The organism is Mesobacillus maritimus (assembly GCF_019749255.1).
Taxonomy (GTDB): Bacteria; Bacillota; Bacilli; order Bacillales; family Cytobacillaceae; genus Mesobacillus_B; species Mesobacillus_B maritimus_A.
On sequence record NZ_JACWFH010000012.1, the window covers coordinates 62,444 to 80,573 of the forward strand.

Consider the following 18,130-nt stretch of genomic DNA (forward strand, 5'->3'; position numbering starts at 1 on the left):
AAGCGATGTGAACTTTTCAACATAAAGATGTGTGGTTTCCTTATGCCTTTTCATTTGTGAATTATTTCACTAACATCGTAAGACAAAAGCAAATAGCCGTCAACACGGCACAATAAGTGCCGAATTGAGCTGTTTTCTGTTGTTTTTTTGCGAAAAACAAAAAGGAACAGGGGCATATTTTAGACGGGGAGGTTTATAGATGTAATCATTTAAGTAGCATGATTCTGTGCTATATGTATTGATGAACAGCCATTTGCTTGAAGTGTTGCAGAAAACCAGCAAGATTTACCCCATCCTTCCCTTTTCCTTCTCAATAACACTATTCAAATAGAATAAAACTAGTAGAACCATACCCCAAAAAATTTAAAAAAATTTTCCTTCACAGCATTTATGATTAAATTCGCATTTTTACAACACGAGTGGCCCAAAGGCCACCGCTCCCCTTCCGGAACAGCAACATTATGCTAGAAAATCATAAGCTCTTCTTTAGATTACCTGTCCTTTTTATCATTGGTTGAGTGAAGGTTGAATTTAAAGAAAGTAATTGTTGCAGTGTGAGTCAGAAAGTAGTAGTAAGAATGACCAACTAAGAAATGTTAAAAATTCACATATCCTTCATCTTTAGTATCTCTGAATAATTTTTAATATAGTAAAATTATCCTATTCACAAATTTACTATAAAAGGAGTTTTAAAGATGAAACGTATTTTATCTTTTGCTAAAAAGAATTGGAGATATACTCTTGTAGCCCTTCTTGCTCTATGGATTGGCTCAACTGTAGGTCCCTCCCAAGCAGCAATGGATACCGCAATAAAGGTAAACAAAGGCATGACAGAGGAAATTGATGAACTAGAATCACTAAACAGTGAATCTGCAACGAAAATTGCCGAACTAGAAGCAAAAGTGAAGGAAGCAGAGCCCTTCTTTAAATTGAAAGAAGAAGAACGGAAGCAAAAAGAAGCTGAAGCGAAGGCTGCCGAAGAAAAACGTTTAGCTGAAGAAAAGGAAAAGGAAGAAGCTGAGCAGAAGGCAGCTGAAGCGAAAGCTGCTGAAGAAAAGCGTTTGGCAGAGGAGAAAGAAAAGAAAGGGTATGAGACAGGAATCACCTATGATCAACTAGCAAGAACACCTGATGATTACATTGCAGAAAAGGTCAAATTTAAAGGCAAGGTCGTTCAGGTAATGGAAGGTGACGGTACCACTCAAATAAGATTAGCAGTGAATGACAATTACGATACGGTTCTTTTCGGAGAATTTGATTCTTCCATTCTAGATTCAAGAGTTTTAGAAGATGATGTCATTACCATTATGGGAGTATCAGCCGGACTCATTACTTACGAATCAACAATGGGTGGAGAAATATCCATTCCAGGCGTATCGATTGAAAAAATAGAACAATAAACCTGGACAGGGTACATCTTCCTGTCTAATAGGAACTTTATCAACAAGTCCCTAAGCATCGGTCAAGGCCAGCCGTTTATAGGGACACAGGGGACTGTTCTAAGGTGCACCCCAAAAGTTAGGGTCAAAATCTAATCCTTTGGGGTGTTTATGTTGGCTAAGAAAGATAGTGATGAGTTGAAACGAATGGTGGTCAGAGAGATCAAGAAGGAAAATTAGGGAAAAGACCCCTAGCCAACAAACACGGGATCAAGTCAAAGTCAGTAGTTGACAGCTGGATAAAAGGATATGGAAAAATTGGTGCTGAAGGTTTAAGAAGTTATGGTGAGGTTGAGACCCTGTAAAACCTGAACATCTTCTTTTCCATCGCCATACCTTTTATTGATGGACTCACTTAATCATTTAAGTGTCACACCCGCCCCTTCTTTAAGACCTTGTGGAGGGTTTACAATCACTTGGTCATCAGGGCCTAAACCTGCTACAACTTCAATAAGCTCCCCTTCACTCAATCCCGTCTTCACTTCACGGCGAACCGCTTTGCCGTCTTTTATGATAAATACTGTTTGTTTATCACCATCTTGTTTTATTGCTTCAGTAGGCAAGACAGAAACCTCGCGTTTGTTTGTCTCTATTTCCATCATAAGCTGGAAACCCGGCTTTAAACTTTCTGGCTGATTGATCGAGACCTTAATGGGGTATTGGGTAAAATCTGTGCTGTTGTTTTCTAGTCCATTAGTTTGTTTTTGGGGTAAAATTGAAATGAATTCCACTTTGCCCTTCCATGTGCGTTCTGGCCATGTATCACTCGTAATCACAACATTATCTCCTGCTTTTATTTTCAGAGCATCATATTCTGAGATTACACCAGATACAAAATAGGAATCTAAATCTGCAATATGAAGCAAAGAATTCATGTTCGTAGGATCCGGGCCAGCTACATTTTCATCGACCTTTATGACAGTTCCTTTTATCTCGCTTCTCACTTCCATGTCTTCTACCTGCTTATCATAAAATTCTTGTTGTAGGAGCAATTGTCGTACGTCGAGGTTCGCCATTCTTTTTTCTGTTGTTAGCTGATCATATTCCGGATCTACTTGTTTTGCTGCTTCCTCTTCACCAACTTGTTTTGCTAATTCTTCTTCTTTCTCTTGTAAACGATCTTCTTGGTCTTCAATGTTATTAATCTTTATATATCCTGATTCGATCATTAACGAATGTTTTTTGCGTTCAATGGCCAACTGGTCATTTCGATATTTTACAAGAGGCGTACCTACATCCACCTTTTCCCCTTCTCCAACTAAAATTTCAGAGACTTCCCCTTTTTCAGGTGAGTAGAAGATGAATTGTTCTTCTGCAATGGATAATGCCCCTGGTACCGTTACAGTTTCTGTTAACTCTTTTACCTGCAATGTGCTCGTTGTTACCTCAAATTGATCGGTTTGGATAGAGCGAACAACATTTATCCCAACCATAACGCTGACTACAAGTAGTATTCCTGCCGCTATCACTATCTTTTTCATATCAAACACCTGCTATATTATTCCTTGTATTGCCCTTTCATCTCGGGCAAAGGAAACACCTCTTCCTAGCCGCAGTGATTTCCAATCCTCTCACCGCACCATAGGTCGAGGTGCTTTTCCCTTTTATACAAATTTTTTAAGTCAACTCTTCAAATTACTAATTCTTTGTTCCACACTCGGATGTGTTTTTAGGATTCTGGAATACTTTCCTTCCTTACTTTCCATGTAGTTGGCAGTGGTTATTTTCTTTAAGGCATCAATCATCTTATTTGTATTATTCATATGTTTTACAGCAAATTCATCTGCTTGAAATTCAAACCTTCTCATAACAGCAGTAACGATTAAGGAAAGCGTGCTAAAGTAGATTAACAGGCCATACCATCCAAGGGTTGGAATGAAATAAAAGACCATTTGAAATACAATCAGGATGGCTAAAATCACGCCAAAGTTTTTTGTCAGATGTCTCTTTTTCACATGTCCAATCTCATGGAGGATGACAGCCTCCAATTCATCATCGTCTAGTTGGTCTAATAAATAGTCATAGATGTATAAGTTTTTATTAAAATACCCAGAAACCATGGCATTTGCCATTCTGTATTCTCTTGATGGGATAATATAGATCTTGTTAAATTTAACCTGATGCTGAGCACATAATTTATTTATCTTTTCTTTCAATAATTCCTCAGATAAAACCTTTTTGGGCAGCAACAGATTGTAGAAGAGTGGAGCAGACAAAAAGGCCAGTGAAATAATGACCAGTTCAATCAAATGGACGATGGTCAGATTCATCATACTAGAATCAGAGTTAAATAAACCCCAAGGAAAAATATATAAAAGGAAATTTAAAAATATGGTTAACGTTAAAGGTACGACAAACGGTACAAAGTTACTCCAAAGTTCCTTTGAGGATTTATGTGTATTCTCGTCACCTTCTAGTTCTACTACTATTTTCTGCTGAGTTCTAACGAAGAATATAATCATAGAGAAGGCACTGATCAATAAAGGAGCGAAAGACAATAATATCCCTAGAGATAACCCATAAAAATATTCATAAACAATAATGGTGCCCGTTGTCATCGTGAATAAGAATTGAATCATGATGGTAATTAGGACAGGCACTTGAAACTTCTGGCCAATTTTCCGCAACTCGTTCTTCTTATGCGGATGCTTTAAAACGTGGTATTTAAATCTTTGTGCCATTATAAATCCACAAAATATGACCATGATTGTAAAAGAATAATAGATGATTGTATGAGAGATTACTTTCTGGGTATTCATAGCTCCCAGATAGCTTTGATTTTCAAAGGAATTGAAAGAATCTACGGTACCTGAGTACATGTACTTTTGTTCACTCAATGGCGAAAACTCTTTAGTAAAACCAATAGAAAAAATAGACGCATTATTTACATCCCACTCGATTAGCTTGTTGGAAATCAAATCAAACTGAATCGTTTGATTTGGATGAAATGGTTCTGTTAAAAGTCCTGGATCCATATCAAATGAAAGATTCGTTTTTTGTTTTGATGTAAAGAAATCATTTAAAAAAATCGTATACTTGATCCCACCATGATAACTTTCGCTTCTTTCATTTTTAACATTCCACATTCTTGATATAGACTGGATTAATTCACTTTTTAAATCCTGTTGCGAAGTCTCTATGACCTCATCCGGAACTCTATAGACAACAAAATTGGTTTCACCGGTTACATGCAACTCAATTTTGACACTACTTTTTTCCGTTGCATCCACATTTAGTGGATATAAGAAAGAAAGGCATATACATACAGCCATTATAAGTTTTGCAGCTCTTGATGTAAGAATGACAATCACCTACCTATAAATATTTGCGCCATGAAAAAGGTACTTCCCAATAGCAGCAAGGGGACATATACAATAATCAACGATGCCCAGACGCTTAGTTTGAATCTCCATTTAATAAGGAAAAAGCATAGTACCGAACTAAAGATGTATCCTAACATACGGGTATCGGCTGTTATTTTTTTATAATTTGATTGGTCCAGTTGATTTTGAAAGTCTTGAATGTTCGACAAATCCAAATTGAAATGACTAAGTTTTGTAATGATATAGACCCCAATCGTGGTTAGTAATAATGGGGTAAAGGAAATGGCAACCGTCCTTAATACTTGCGAAAAGGTAGAGGTTTGGTTTGAGAATAATTTCAGCCCAATAAAGACCGCCAGAGAGAATAACACCCAAATTAATAAGGTTGTGGCAATCCCGACAACTAGATTGATCATAGAGGTAAAATTATAAAACGCCGTATCACCGAATTTTTCGTCTATCTCCAGTTTATTTGATAACTCACCGAAAGTTAAATAGTTGAAAAGTACTATTAATAAAACCGGTATAATTGAAACAATATGTACAAACTTTTTATGCTCTTGTATATAGTCCATTTTAATCACCATAATCCTATTAGTCGAAACGATATAAAATACTCAATGGCTGCGGCCAAAATAATCAAAGCCGTGCAGCCTGTAATAGATTTCAGGAACTTAGTTTCCTTAAAGAAACGCCCTTCCTCAAACATTTTGTCTATTTGTCTGAGTAACAAAAAGCCCTTCAACCCCCATGCAGCAGCGATGATAAATGCTGTTATTTCAATCACTCCATGAGCAACAGAACCACTCAAAATGATTTTTAAAGGGATCCCGTTGACATGTAAATTTGTAAAAATCACACCAAACATAAATCCGTTATAAATCAGAATCCCTAAAGAAAGAAGACCAAATGAAAAAAAGCCCAAAAAAAGAGATAAAAGGACCGTTAAGTTATTCAATGCAATATGGTAAAAATCCTTGATCCCGACCACCACTTCAGAGTCCGTTTTGTTCGTTGGAATAAAGATGTCAGGACTATAAAAAACGATTCCTAAAATAAATGAAGTCAAAAAAACAAGAAAAGAAATAATATAAAATTTCCGCATCATTTTCTCCCTAATATAAAAGGGATAAATAGTAAACGGGGCATGTTTACTATTTATTCCCTTCTCTATCTCTTTAAGCTCCTAGTGCCAGAGCTGCTCCTCCACTAACGACGCCCCAAATTGCAGTATGTACTAATGCAGCTGTATCGTAACCTAGCATTGTGCCGGCACTTGCACCACTTTTAGATAAATAATATCCACCTGCTAGATATACGTTAGCAACCTTTAAACCAGTAAAAACTACTAAATTAAGTAATAATAACGCTATCGTATAAAGTTTTAAGTTTGATAGATTCATTTTTTTAACCATTTTTATCCCCCTGTTCCCAATGCTGCAAATTATTTTATAGTCCTACTGCCACTCCAACAGGACCACCCCATGCAAGGCCCATCACATAGCTTGAATATAGAGTGATGCCTCCTGCCACTAATCCTTCTGATGGCGTTGCACCATGCGTATTCATATAATAATTCAATCCTATGCCGGCTTCACCCACTGCCATGTTTCCTATAAAAACTAGTGCCAATAGGGTAATAGTAGCTATCAATGCAGTATAAAGGACATATTTTTGAATCTTATAGTAATGAATTCCTAAAGCGTTCATCTTCTCACCTCCTCAACGATTTCCAATTGTATCAATTATTTCCATTATTTCAATATAATTTTCCAACATTCAGTCAAACTGAAAAATAATGAATACTTAGGCTCAAACTACTTACATTTAATGTAAAATAAATCCAGGAGGTTTGAACCTTGTATTTTACAAAAGTGTCACAAAAGGAGGATAGCTGGATTTCCTCACGAACTTAGGTTTTTATACGCCGGAAATCCCTCAACGCAAAAAAAGACTACCCTATGTGGGTAGCCTCTCTTTCTATTATGATGCTTTTTGCTTCTGTACAGACTTTTTCATCCACAATGTTTCCATTTGCTCAAGTGTTTTCCCTTTTGTCTCAGGTACCCATTTCCAGACGAAGATGGCGGAAAGAACACTCATGACTCCATAAAATCCGTAAGTCATACCTCCGCTGTATTCCATCATCATTGGATACGTAGAGGAGATGAAATAGTTGGCAGCCCATTGTGCTGCTACTGCAATCGCAACGGCTTGTCCGCGGATTTTATTAGGGAAGATTTCTGAAATCAACACCCAACAAATTGGTCCCCATGACATCATGAATGAAGCGGTATAAATAATGATAAACACTAGAGTAGAGATTCCAATCACGTTGGCAAATGCTAGACCTGCAACTCCGAACATTCCAAGAGCCATTCCGATGGAGCCTGTAATCAACAACGGCTTTCGGCCCCATTTATCCACTGTGAAAATCGCTATAACAGTGAAAACAACATTAACTAGACCCATAACAATCGTCTGTAGCATTGAAGCGTCTTTTGCCGCTCCCATGCTTTCAAAAATACGTGGAGCATAATAAAGTGCTACGTTAATTCCTACAAACTGTTGGAAAATAGAAAGCAAGATTCCGACCACAATGACAAGCTTTCCATAAGCAAATAACTTTGCCTTCTTTGCCTGATCCGCTGTACGAACGTTATTCTTAATTTCAGCTAAAATCGACTTCGCCTCTGAAGCACCATTGATTTTAGTTAAAACAGTTAATGCCTTCTGATCTTGATTTTGCATCGCTAAATAACGTGGTGTTTCTGGAACAAGGAACAACAACAAACCAAAGATTAAAGCAGGAATCGCTTCTGAAGCAAACATGTATCTCCAACCAATGTCATTGATCCATTCAATGGTTTGACCATTGGCAATGCCCCAGTTTACAAAGTAAACGACAAGCATCCCGAAAATAATCATAAACTGGTTAAAAGAAACCATCTTTCCGCGAATATCCGCTGGTGCAATTTCCCCAATATACATTGGTGTAACAGCAGAAGCTAATCCAACCCCAATTCCACCAATTACACGATATACATTAAACGTTAGCAACAGTGCTAAGGTTGGTTCTCCCTTTGTAAAGAACAAGAACTCCGGAAATGCTGAACCTAAAGCGGATACAAAAAACAAAATCGCTGCCACAATCAAGGATTTTTTACGCCCAAACTTCGAAGCGAATACTCCTGAAATTAAGCCCCCAATAATACATCCGATTAAGGCACTAGATGTAGTGGCACCATGCGCTAAAGATCCTAAGCCTAAGCTGTTAATTAAATATTCTTCAATCGAACCTTCTGCACCAGAGATAACAGCCGTATCATACCCAAACAGCAATCCTCCAATAGCAGCAACAAGAGTAAGTGCAAAAATATAAAGCCCATTACGTTGTTTTTTCATGATTGTCTAAAGAACAGTTTTTCATAGAATTGAATCTTCATATTATTGGGACCAGTATCCGCTTACATTCACAGGTGTTTGGATCCCTTATCCTTGTAATGAAAAACTGTCTTTATCCTCCTTCCAATTTTGTACTCACGATTTCTATTATTTAAATTCATTATGCAAACGCTTGCTTATTTACTTGTTAATGATTTTACCACTAGCTTGTTAGTTTGTCTACTGAATTAACTAACTAAATTAAGGACTCATCGGGGCTTAATACCAGTTCTGTAAAAGGTTGGAATAACGGCGCTAGGACTGGGATTCACCATCTTTAGTTCGTTACCAAAGTCTCCAAATTTCAGGTATGGTGGGCCTCCCTAGTTGGATACTTCATCCTTATCTTAATGGACTATTTTTCTATCAACTTTAGAAGAACAATACACCCTATCTCTTCTCTATAAAAGGCGACATCTGGAAGGAAGTCACCTCCTCATCCATTTTGAATTTTTGATTCTAATCACAGAAAAGATCGCGGATCTGGCTTACTATAGAGCCATCGGAACATAATGGGGCTGGATTAGACCCCCTTTTGTACACACATAAAAAGCTATAGGAAAAAGGAGACAGATCATAATGAAAAAGCTTGGATTATTTTTAATCACTAGCGCATTAACATTAGCATTAGCAGCTTGCGGCGGAACAGAGGAAGAAGCGAGTACACCAGCAAGCGAAGAAACTCCCGCTACGCAACAAGAAGAAACAAGCACTGACACCGCAACAACAGCTTCTGATGCTGATTCATTTACCATTACGGCAACAAACTGGGATTTCAGTTCCAATAATGAGTTGGTCATCAAGAAAGGCTCTACGGTTGAATTGAACTTAGTCAACAAAGAAGGCTTTCATACAATAGCAAATGAAGAATTAGGAATCGAACTTACCGCTGACGCACCTGTAGAATTCACAGCTGATGCCGTAGGCGAATACGAATTAATATGTTCAACCGTTTGCGGTGCGATGGAAGATCATGAAGCGATGACGATTACCCTTAAAGTAGTCGAATAAAAATAAAGCTAGCAGTTCTCCTTCCTTTCTGGAAGTTTGGCTGCTAGCTTTTTCTTTTCAATATCCTCACTAAATAAGGTTGGATGTATTCTCCACCTACCTCTAGAATATGTCGCACTCCATAGGATTTCCCTTATTCACCTTACCACAAAGATAACTATTCTACCGATCTACAAATCCCTAAGACTCAGGCGTTGCCAACACCCAAACATTGAAATCACTCTAGTATGCCGCAAGAACTAAAAGATTAAACTTTTGAATAAGCTATGTAAATGTTGTCCATACTTGAACTATGTTACTAGTTTTGGAATATAGGAGAAATGTAATTTGATAACAAGGAGGATTAACTGTGAGCAAAGAGGAATTGAATAAGATTTTGGCCATAAAAAAGATGGATTTAGAGGAGTGCCAGTTAGAGCTTAATAGTCGTTATTATCCTACTATCGTTAGAGTCGCCATGATGGAATATATAGCCATTCTTCAAGAGCAATTAGAACATTATAACGACCTTATCAATCGAGAAGAAATTGCTTAATTAAGCGGGCACCTTAACTAAGAAAAGAATTGATCTTCTATCCCTTCATTAATACTTTCAAATAACCTTAGTTTTTAAGATGCTATGCCTGTATGGCTACTCGTCTTGCTAGGGCGGATGAACACGATATCTTGCTTGGAATCCGCAAGAAACCTGCTTCATCATGCCGATGAAACCGATATCTTGCTTGGAATCGCCTGAAACCCGCTTCATCATGCCGATGAAGCCGATATCTTGCTGGGAATCCCCAAGAAACCCGCTTCATCATGCCTATGAAACCGAAATCTTGCTGGGAATCGCCATGAAACCCGCTTCATCATGCCGATGAAGCCGATATCTTACTGGGATTGCCAAGAAACCCGTTTCATCATGCCTATGAAACCGAAATCTTGCTGGGAATCGCCATGAAACCCGACTCATCATGCCGATGAAGCCGATATCTTACTGGGATTTGCCAAGAAACCTGCTTCATCATGCCTATGAAGCCGATATCTTGCTGGGAATCGCCATGAAACCCGCATCATCATACCTATGAAACCGAAATCTGCTGGGAATCCCCAAGAAACCTGCTTCATCATGCCGATGAAGCCGATATCTTGCTTGGAATCGCCAGAAACTCGCTTCATCATGCCGATGAAGCCGATATCTTGCTTGGAAGTAACGTATTCAGTAGTCTTGAACCGTCTCATATGTACCATGTGATATACTAATGGCTGAGGGGCGTCATCTGACGCCCACTCTAACCCTCTCTCCCATGATTTTGCTTTAAAAAGGAATTACCCCTATAGTTTACATACTCCTACATCAGTATAAGTAGACCCTCTCTCTTTTAGGCCTATCTATTCTCCTAGAATATCTTCCTCTCAATCTATTCATTAAACGTTTGATTAGTTTCCCTTTGATATGACCACATTCCTAGAGCTCTACCCCCAAGTAAAAATAAAACCCGTAGGCTCGCCCTACCGGTTTTATCATCCTAAAATATCTTATCCTTGAAATAAAAAGAGTTTCAGCATTAAAAGTTTCCTCCAAATTTCCACCCTATCAACAACCAGGACAAGGTGCCTGTCCCCTTGTCCCGGGGCTAAACCAACATACCCTTCTTGAATTTCTGAATATACCGATAGGATAGATAAGACAGTGTAAAGACAAGGAATGTATCGGTCATGTTCCAAATAAGGAAATGACCGATGTTTTTCAGTCCCAAAGTGTTAACGGCTAAATCGACTAGATCAATAAATAATACATGAATCGCATAGATTCCTAAGGCGTTTCCACCAATTTTTGATATCCATAACCCTTTCCCGAGCTGAGGATGCTGGATGGTTAGTGAAAACAAAAAGACCGTTAGAAATATAGTGGATAGAAAGTATTCTCCATGTTTGGCATCTAATCCTTTTTCGAGAAAGTATCCTTCTGCGACCTGTAGAACAAGGAAGAAGCAGAACAGGTAAAGGGAAGTCTTCATCGAAACATCTCGATACTGTTTGAAAGGAGATGCATGGGCAAACCAGAATCCAAGGGTGGTGTAAAACAAGCCAATGAAGAAGGCATCCCGTGTTGTCCTTACTGTCAATTCATAGAATATAGAATAAGACTGTCCAAAAAGACCTAGTAAATTGAAACATAGAGCGGCGATTAATAAGAGCGTAATTTTATTCATCCTGAAAAATAGATAAAGCACCGAAACGCTCCATACTAGCGCGATCACAAACCACAATTGATACCCGCTTGTTCCTTGACCATAATAAACCAAATCTAAAGGTGTGAATTGGCCAAGATATTTCGAAAGTTCCGCTCTCACGTTTCCACCCGCTAAGACTATCCTCAAAACATCATATAAAAAATAGAACAGAAACCAGCTTGCATAGATTTTTACTATTTTAATGACGTACTTTTTAAAATAGGTGTAAGAGGTTGGATTATTGATCACTTTAATCCCAAACAAATAGCCAGAAGCGGCAAAAAAATAAGGAACCGCAAATCTTGAAAGATTATCAAGCATAAAGTAGCCAAACTTTGTATCTACAGGAAACGTATGAATAATGACAACCGCCAAAATAGCAAAAAACTTGATAAAATCAACCGCATAGTTTCGATTCATTACTCGGTCCTCGTACCTTTATGACTTTTCTTTATTATTTCCTTTTACAAGAAACATTATGTTATGAGAAGAGAAAAAAGGTCAAACTTCTTCATGCTATATTGTTGTTCGCCCTGATAAAACCCACCACCCGTTGCTGTATCAAAAGTGGGAAGAATCATGCAAGAACGAATTGGATGGTTCAAGCATCTGTTGGCATTTGGAATAAAGAACGCCATCTTAATAGGGATGATTTTATTCATTGGACTCAATCAAAATCCCAACCTTTAATGTCTATTCCAAAAATTAGTTCTACTAAGATTCAGCTGTACCATTAGACCTTCCCTGCGGCCACTGATATAACTAGTGGAGGGAAAAAAACATTCACTTTTTCTCTGCATAGATAATATATCTTTGTGGGGCATTGCCAATATATCCAAAAGGATAACAAGTTGTGAGGATAAGTTCCTCTTTTTCCTTTTGTAGCGTAATAATACTCCTGTCATCAGCATCAACTATCTTTGTGTCCACTATTTCATAGCTAAAGGTACCGTTTGCAAGATCCAAAATTAATTCATCGCCAAACTCCAACTCTCCCAATCTTTGAAAAACCGTATCACGATGTCCTGAAAGAACGATTTGGCCATTGTCCCCTGGATAGGATGACCCTTTATAATGCCCTACTCCTTTTTCCAAGTCATCAGGGTTAGTCCCTTCAACTACTGCAAGTTCAGAAGATACACTAGGGATAGACAATACCCCGATAACTTCCCCGTTATTGGCTGATACCTGCCCTTCCCTATCAGACTCTTCTTCATTAGTCTTAGTTCCCTCAGCAACTACTTTCCTTGCTTTTAAAATGGACTCTTCTGACTGGGATATTGAATCGAAAATTTCCCAACCAGCATACCCTATGATTCCTACACCTAATAGGATAATAAGGGTGGCGATAAGTTTTTGGTACATGTGCATCCTCTCCTCCCTAGTATTAAATAAAAAAATCCCCCTCATAACACCAAGGGGGATGAATTCATGTTTTATATAGTAGGTATTAAGCTCTTTTCGTTCTTGAAATGAACAATAGTGCTCCACCCATAACAGTTACTAATAAACCTAATGCTAACAGATTAAAGTTGTTAGTTGCTGTATTAGGTAATTCATTTCCTTCACTTGTTTCAGAAGTTGTAGTAGTTGTAGTACCTGTAGCTTCTACATTCGAACCATTCTTACCAGAATTAGTTTCGTTAGAAGCGCCATTATCTCCAGACCCTGCTTTGTCAGTTTGATTGTTCGTGGACGCAGGAGCTTGAGTATTATTATTAGCAATTGCTACTTCAAACACTCCGTAAGCACTAAAATGTGATACCTCTACCCATACTTCACCTGTAGTTGAGTCAAACTTAATAGGCTGGTAATATTCGTTTGTTCTTTCACCATCTACAATATAATAAACTTTCAAATCATTCCAATTTGTTACTTTAGATGGATCAATGACAAATTTAAGGGTTACTGGTTCGTCGAATTTGCTGATGTATTTCCCATCGGCTGTTAAAATAGAAAAATCATATGTAGCTAAAGAACCATCAACAGTAATCTTATTTACATTAACTGTTACTTCTTCAGCACCTTTTAGTAGAGAAATAGGAATCGTGACTTCAACGTTTCCTGTAACCACTAGAGGTTTTCCAGACTCGCGAAGATCATTTAGTTGTTCGCTAGTATAAGTTTCACTGAAATAAACGACATCTGTTACTCCGTATACGTCCTCTGTTACTCCGTATACGTCTTCTGTTACTCCGTATACGTCTTCTGTTACTCCGTATACGTCTTCTGTTACTCCGTATACGTCTTCTGTTACTCCGTATACATCTTCTGTTACTCCGTATACATCTTCTGTTACTCCGTATACGTCTTCTCTTACATCGTATACGTCTTCTCTTACATCGTATACGTCCCCTCTTACAAATTCTACAGCCGCTTCATCTTGAGCATTCAGTTCAGCTGCACTTGTGTTGGTAGCAATCGGAGCAAATAAAAGAGTGAATGCTGCCATACCGCTTAAAAATGATAGTTTTTTTCTCATTTTCTTTCCATTTCCTCCTATATTATGTTTTTATGTTAGGAAGTTAATACTACTATTATTATAGTAATAGTACTAATTACCTAAACACCTATATTAATATAACTTATTTTTCCCAGTAAGTCTAATATTTTTTACCAAATTATGCAGTAATTCCCTTAATTTTATAAATTAGGTTTTTTAAATCGTTTCTATTATTACTTTTTTCATATAACTCCTTTGCTTTCTCCACTTCTCCTATTTTCTCAAAAGATAATATGGCTATTGCAGTTGTTTTCATATCTGGTTCAGCCATCTTGTCTATAATCACTAAACTATCACTGTATTGATTTAAAAGGTAAAAGGATAATGCTGCATGATAATAAACTTCATTAGAGACAACAAAATCACGACTATTTTGTGACTTACTTAATTTTTTACCAAGTACTGTTTTATGCCAATAAATCATTTGCTCGTAATCTCGTATAGCGGATTTCGCCATTTCCCTAGACCATTTTTGATCTTCTTTTAGATGTGTAACAGCAAAACCAGTCTTCGTCTTAATACTGTCTTCATAAAGCTTTGTATTATAGTGATCTACCATTAAGGCGGAATCGAATAGGTCAATTGTTTGCAAAGTAAACTCAGCCTTTCCTGCTATTAAAGCTGCCTTATGCAGTACAGACGAGTTTCTAGGCTCGAGCGCTGTCACTTTATTCACCAAATGGTGAATTTCCATATAATAATCTTTTTCTGGGGTATTTTTCATAGCAGAAATATAGGTTTCCGCAAGAAAGAATCTATATTTTGTTTGGGTAGGATGGTATTTAGTTGCCTTTTCCGCTAACTCTATACGCTCAGGATACGTTCTAGCTTGCTTTGCTTGTTCATAAGACTGAGCAGCAATCATAAATCGATATGAAAAGACAATATTTAAAAGTAAAAGCAAACATAATATAACCGGAACAAAATGGTTTAAATTTATTTTGGTTGGAAAACTACTAAACTCTCTTTTTAATTGCGGCAGTGGAGTTGGTAGTCCTAAGACAAATAGCCATAAGACAATAAACCAAACGGTACTATATGAAAAATTAAAATCAATAAAACTATGAAAAATCACAGATAATAAACCTAAAATCACAGCAACATTGAGAGAACGTTCTTTTGACTTTCTATAGTGACAAAATACGGAATATAACAAGAATCCAAATGTAACAAGATAGGAGAGAACCCCAATAGTACCCGTGTTGATAAGCCACTCGGCATAGCCGTTATGAATTTTATTCGATACATACGGGTTTTGTTGATAATTCTTATACCCCGCAGCCCACCCCTCACCTCCAAATCCAAATAGTGGAGATTCCTTACTCATTTCAATTGCGTCTTCAAGAAAAGTAATCCGTTCTACGGCTGTTGAGGTGGTTAGACTTATACTCTCGACTCTCTCTTGAAGAGTATGAGGTAAGCTGCGATAGATCAATCCTTGATTAGTCACGTCGGCCAGTCCAGCCAGCCCGAAAATAACGAACAAACTAGGCAAAAGGAAACGCAGTTGTTCCCTGTTAACCCAAGGTAGCATTGATATTTTTTTTACCATCGTATATTTAAACAGGTAAATCGCAAACGCCGATAGTAGGATCATCCCAACAAGAACCCACAAACCAGGAGAAGCCTTCTTCTCCGCTACTCCTTGTAAAATAGACCTGTAAACGAAATATGAAGTTCCGATACTAATGAGGGAATACACAATATATTCAACCTGTTTTTTCATTGAAAACAAGATTAGTCCGATAAACCATACAATTGGCAGAACTAACATCATCCCCCTGGAATAGGAGTAGATAAAACTAACAAAAAATGGAACGAGAGGGACTGAATAGAGCATTAAATCTCTTATTTTCAGTTTTTCCTTTGTAAGGTGGACAAGAGAATAAATAAAGAAAAGGCCCATCACCATGCCAAAGGTATTTGGATATTGAAAAACCCCTGCAAACCTCCCTGCAACCATCGATTGATGAAAATCAAAAAGTCTGTAAAAACAACCAAACATAAAGAAGGAAAGCCAAATTCCCGTTAGTTGAAAGACAAAAGGCATCCATTTCTTGATTTTATGATTATGTGAGACCCAGTAAAGAAGGAGAAAAAAAACAGCATAAGTAATCCATTTAGAAGCAGTCTCCCATGCCCCTCTCGGAGTCTCAGCAAATGGAATTGAAATGAGATTACATAAAGGTAAAAGGAGAATAATCCAAGTCCTTTTTGCACCGAACCCTTCTTTCCTTATGAGAGAACTTAGAAAATAAAGGATATATAACACCGAAATCAAAATACTTAAGCCGTAGAAATCATCTGTAAAATACAACCCTCTTTCATAGGGCGAAAAAATAAAAATAGCTGCCAAAAAAATAAAAACAAACCATTGCATACAAAATCCTCCGGACATTCTTTACTCTACCTTTTTAAAAACCTCTTTGAATAATTTTGGGGCATATTTATCCTCATCCAAGTTCATTCTGTTCTCGGGGATAACCTCATCTGGCCCCATCCATACCGCTCCTATATACCGATCATCGAATCCAACAAACCAACCATCATAAGAGGTGGTACCAGTCTTACCAGCAATTTGTTTCCCCTTAATTTGGGCAGCTTTTCCCGTTCCATCTGTTACTACACTCCTTAGCAAAGATGTCACAGTTTCAGCAGTCTGTTTAGAGAATATCCTTTCTTCTTCTCCTTTTGTCTTGTAGGCAACCTCCCCTTGGAAATTGACGGATTCTACGGTGTGTATCTCCTGCATTTTTCCTTCATTAGGAAAAACGGTATATGCTTGTGCAATTGACAGCGGCGAGGTTCCAACACTTGTAAATCCTAGTGCCAATCCATACCCATCTTTTGGGTCAATCTGAAATAGATTAAATTTATCAATATACTCTAGTCCTTTATCTAACCCTATTTTGTATAGTAACCACGTAGTTGGTACATTATATGACTTCACCAAGGCGTCCTTAATAGAAACCTCTCCCCTATATCGATAATCGTAGTTTCTGGGCTTGAAATCTCCAAATTTCATCGGGACATCTTTTAATAAATCATCCGGTTTCCATCCGGTTTCAAGGGCAGGTCCAAAAACCATTAAGGGTTTGAAGGTGGATGCTGGTTGTCTCGTGGTTTCTGTAGCCCTATTAAAAGTGGACTTATAATATTCACGTCCACCCATCAGACCAATAACCTTCCCAGTTTGATGTTCAACAATCGCCATCCCACCTTCTACAAATGCTTGATCATGTTCAAGAAAACTCGTTCTATCTTGGAATGTTTCATAAATATTATTTTGTATATCTCGGTCCAAATGGGTGTTTACTTCAAAACCTCTTCTGTAAAGTTCGCCTTCTGTTATATCAAAAGTGGAAATCAATTCCTTGGTCACCTGTTGAACATAAGACTGATAATTAGTGTTTCTACGATTCAATCCTTCTAAAAGATCGGGGACCTCTGAATTTAATGTAGAAAATTCCCGATAATCTAATAGATAATCTTTTTCCATTAATTCAGCCAAGAATACCTCTAAATCCTGTTGCATACTCATGGATTCTCCCACCTGGGATTTAAATAATAAAAATATCTGTTCCAATTCGTTTAGATCTTTACTTGGCCTTTCAAAATAATATTGGGATGCATTTTCAAACCCAACCAAACCATTGCCAAAGTAAAGTTTATTTACATAAATCTCAAATATCTCTTCTTCAGTATAACTATGTTTCAAAAGCATTTTACTTAGCATTTTCTTGATATCTTGGCTTGGATAAAGCAATTCTGCTGTTCGGTCCACCAGTATCTCGTTTTCAAGATATTCTACTATAAAGGATGGCAATTGCCCGATGCTAATCCAATGATTATTAGAGAACAATTCATTCCCATTTTGATCGTAAAGAGTGGTATGCCTCTCCTCAGACATCTCCTTATTCACACTAAGGAGAAATCCAATAAAGAACAAAGAACTCAGAAGAAGCAAACCTAAAATATAAGATAAGATTTTCAATTTCACTGTCAGATCCCCCAAAATTATCCACTACTTTTATACCATGTGTATTTTACTATAAAAATACCATTATGCGGTAAATATTATTCAAATAAAATAATATTTCACTTATAAAAACACCCATTATAAAATAAACATGTAAGATTGCGCACTTATTTAGGTAGCTAAAACCCTTAAATATAAAGATTTTCGTTTAT

At 37.4% G+C, this 18,130-nt stretch carries 17 protein-coding genes; 3 read left to right on the forward strand and 14 right to left on the reverse strand.

Translation table 11 applies throughout. The features are described 5' to 3' along the window. The first annotated feature begins 695 nt into the window (after positions 1-695). Positions 696-1,400 carry a toxin regulator gene (locus H0185_RS10740; RefSeq protein WP_221873492.1) on the forward strand — a complete coding sequence of 235 codons (705 nt, stop codon included), beginning with the start codon at positions 696-698 and terminating at the stop codon, positions 1,398-1,400. Positions 1,401-1,798: 398 nt separating this feature from the next. On the opposite strand, the gene H0185_RS10745 is transcribed toward H0185_RS10740, so the two are convergent. The 7 genes from H0185_RS10745 to xylE all read right to left on the reverse strand — a co-directional run bounded on the left by H0185_RS10745 (position 1,799) and on the right by xylE (position 8,167). Then, positions 1,799-2,920: an efflux RND transporter periplasmic adaptor subunit gene (locus tag H0185_RS10745; RefSeq protein ID WP_221873493.1), complete on the reverse strand. Its 1,122-nt coding sequence runs from the start codon at positions 2,918-2,920 to the stop codon at positions 1,799-1,801. 141 nt (positions 2,921-3,061) lie between these two features. Then, positions 3,062-4,711 (reverse strand): M48 family metalloprotease, encoded by a 1,650-nt coding sequence (locus H0185_RS10750; RefSeq protein ID WP_221873494.1) that lies wholly within the window; start codon positions 4,709-4,711, stop codon positions 3,062-3,064. A gap of 35 nt (positions 4,712-4,746) precedes the next feature. Next, on the reverse strand, positions 4,747-5,337 hold the full coding sequence (locus H0185_RS10755; protein ID WP_221873495.1) for a YIP1 family protein: 591 nt from the start codon (positions 5,335-5,337) through the stop codon (positions 4,747-4,749). A gap of 5 nt (positions 5,338-5,342) precedes the next feature. Beyond that, positions 5,343-5,870, reverse strand: coding sequence for a stage II sporulation protein M (locus tag H0185_RS10760; protein ID WP_221873496.1), 528 nt, complete (start codon positions 5,868-5,870; stop codon positions 5,343-5,345). 70 nt (positions 5,871-5,940) lie between these two features. Continuing rightward, positions 5,941-6,177: a hypothetical protein gene (locus tag H0185_RS10765; protein ID WP_221873497.1), complete on the reverse strand. Its 237-nt coding sequence runs from the start codon at positions 6,175-6,177 to the stop codon at positions 5,941-5,943. 34 nt (positions 6,178-6,211) lie between these two features. Next, positions 6,212-6,472 carry a hypothetical protein gene (locus H0185_RS10770; protein WP_221873498.1) on the reverse strand — a complete coding sequence of 87 codons (261 nt, stop codon included), beginning with the start codon at positions 6,470-6,472 and terminating at the stop codon, positions 6,212-6,214. Positions 6,473-6,745: 273 nt separating this feature from the next. Then, entirely contained in the window at positions 6,746-8,167 is a 1,422-nt protein-coding gene (gene xylE / locus H0185_RS10775) for a D-xylose transporter XylE (RefSeq protein ID WP_221873499.1), read from the reverse strand. A gap of 618 nt (positions 8,168-8,785) precedes the next feature. Here xylE and H0185_RS10780 point away from each other — a divergent pair. Then, a complete protein-coding gene (locus H0185_RS10780; RefSeq protein WP_221873500.1) occupies positions 8,786-9,217 on the forward strand; it encodes a cupredoxin domain-containing protein in 432 nt (143 codons plus the stop codon). Positions 9,218-9,566: 349 nt separating this feature from the next. Further along, a complete protein-coding gene (locus H0185_RS10785) occupies positions 9,567-9,752 on the forward strand; it encodes a hypothetical protein (RefSeq protein WP_221873501.1) in 186 nt (61 codons plus the stop codon). An 82-nt stretch (positions 9,753-9,834) separates the two neighbouring features. Here the strand turns inward: H0185_RS10785 and H0185_RS10790 are convergent, their stop codons facing one another. The 7 genes from H0185_RS10790 to H0185_RS10820 all read right to left on the reverse strand — a co-directional run bounded on the left by H0185_RS10790 (position 9,835) and on the right by H0185_RS10820 (position 17,939). After that, complete coding sequence (locus H0185_RS10790) at positions 9,835-10,020, reverse strand: hypothetical protein (protein WP_221873502.1); 186 nt, start codon at positions 10,018-10,020, stop codon at positions 9,835-9,837. Positions 10,021-10,836: 816 nt separating this feature from the next. Continuing rightward, a complete protein-coding gene (locus H0185_RS10795; protein ID WP_221873503.1) occupies positions 10,837-11,856 on the reverse strand; it encodes an acyltransferase in 1,020 nt (339 codons plus the stop codon). A 56-nt stretch (positions 11,857-11,912) separates the two neighbouring features. Further along, positions 11,913-12,107 (reverse strand): hypothetical protein, encoded by a 195-nt coding sequence (locus H0185_RS10800; protein ID WP_221873504.1) that lies wholly within the window; start codon positions 12,105-12,107, stop codon positions 11,913-11,915. Positions 12,108-12,219: 112 nt separating this feature from the next. After that, positions 12,220-12,801 (reverse strand): class D sortase, encoded by a 582-nt coding sequence (locus H0185_RS10805; RefSeq protein WP_221873505.1) that lies wholly within the window; start codon positions 12,799-12,801, stop codon positions 12,220-12,222. An 85-nt stretch (positions 12,802-12,886) separates the two neighbouring features. Continuing rightward, a complete protein-coding gene (locus tag H0185_RS10810; protein ID WP_221873506.1) occupies positions 12,887-13,918 on the reverse strand; it encodes an LPXTG cell wall anchor domain-containing protein in 1,032 nt (343 codons plus the stop codon). Positions 13,919-14,057: 139 nt separating this feature from the next. After that, entirely contained in the window at positions 14,058-16,319 is a 2,262-nt protein-coding gene (locus tag H0185_RS10815) for an O-antigen ligase family protein (protein WP_221873507.1), read from the reverse strand. Between the two features lie 21 nt (positions 16,320-16,340). Continuing rightward, positions 16,341-17,939 (reverse strand): transglycosylase domain-containing protein, encoded by a 1,599-nt coding sequence (locus H0185_RS10820; RefSeq protein WP_221873508.1) that lies wholly within the window; start codon positions 17,937-17,939, stop codon positions 16,341-16,343. Positions 17,940-18,130: the final 191 nt, after the last annotated feature.

Excerpts from the sequence above, each read along its gene's own strand:
- H0185_RS10770 (WP_221873498.1), bottom strand. The coding sequence starts at position 6,472 with ATGAACGCTTTAGGAATTCATTACTATAAGATTCAAAAATATGTCCTT.
- H0185_RS10795 (WP_221873503.1), bottom strand. The coding sequence starts at position 11,856 with ATGAATCGAAACTATGCGGTTGATTTTATCAAGTTTTTTGCTATTTTG.
- H0185_RS10740 (WP_221873492.1), top strand. The coding sequence starts at position 696 with ATGAAACGTATTTTATCTTTTGCTAAAAAGAATTGGAGATATACTCTT.
- H0185_RS10745 (WP_221873493.1), bottom strand. The coding sequence starts at position 2,920 with ATGAAAAAGATAGTGATAGCGGCAGGAATACTACTTGTAGTCAGCGTT.
- H0185_RS10810 (WP_221873506.1), bottom strand. The coding sequence starts at position 13,918 with ATGAGAAAAAAACTATCATTTTTAAGCGGTATGGCAGCATTCACTCTT.
- xylE (WP_221873499.1), bottom strand. The coding sequence starts at position 8,167 with ATGAAAAAACAACGTAATGGGCTTTATATTTTTGCACTTACTCTTGTT.
- H0185_RS10790 (WP_221873502.1), bottom strand. The coding sequence starts at position 10,020 with ATGATGAAGCGGGTTTCTTGGGGATTCCCAGCAAGATATCGGCTTCAT.
- H0185_RS10780 (WP_221873500.1), top strand. The coding sequence starts at position 8,786 with ATGAAAAAGCTTGGATTATTTTTAATCACTAGCGCATTAACATTAGCA.
- H0185_RS10805 (WP_221873505.1), bottom strand. The coding sequence starts at position 12,801 with ATGTACCAAAAACTTATCGCCACCCTTATTATCCTATTAGGTGTAGGA.
- H0185_RS10755 (WP_221873495.1), bottom strand. The coding sequence starts at position 5,337 with ATGGACTATATACAAGAGCATAAAAAGTTTGTACATATTGTTTCAATT.
- H0185_RS10765 (WP_221873497.1), bottom strand. The coding sequence starts at position 6,177 with ATGGTTAAAAAAATGAATCTATCAAACTTAAAACTTTATACGATAGCG.
- H0185_RS10760 (WP_221873496.1), bottom strand. The coding sequence starts at position 5,870 with ATGATGCGGAAATTTTATATTATTTCTTTTCTTGTTTTTTTGACTTCA.
- H0185_RS10815 (WP_221873507.1), bottom strand. The coding sequence starts at position 16,319 with ATGCAATGGTTTGTTTTTATTTTTTTGGCAGCTATTTTTATTTTTTCG.
- H0185_RS10750 (WP_221873494.1), bottom strand. The coding sequence starts at position 4,711 with ATGGCTGTATGTATATGCCTTTCTTTCTTATATCCACTAAATGTGGAT.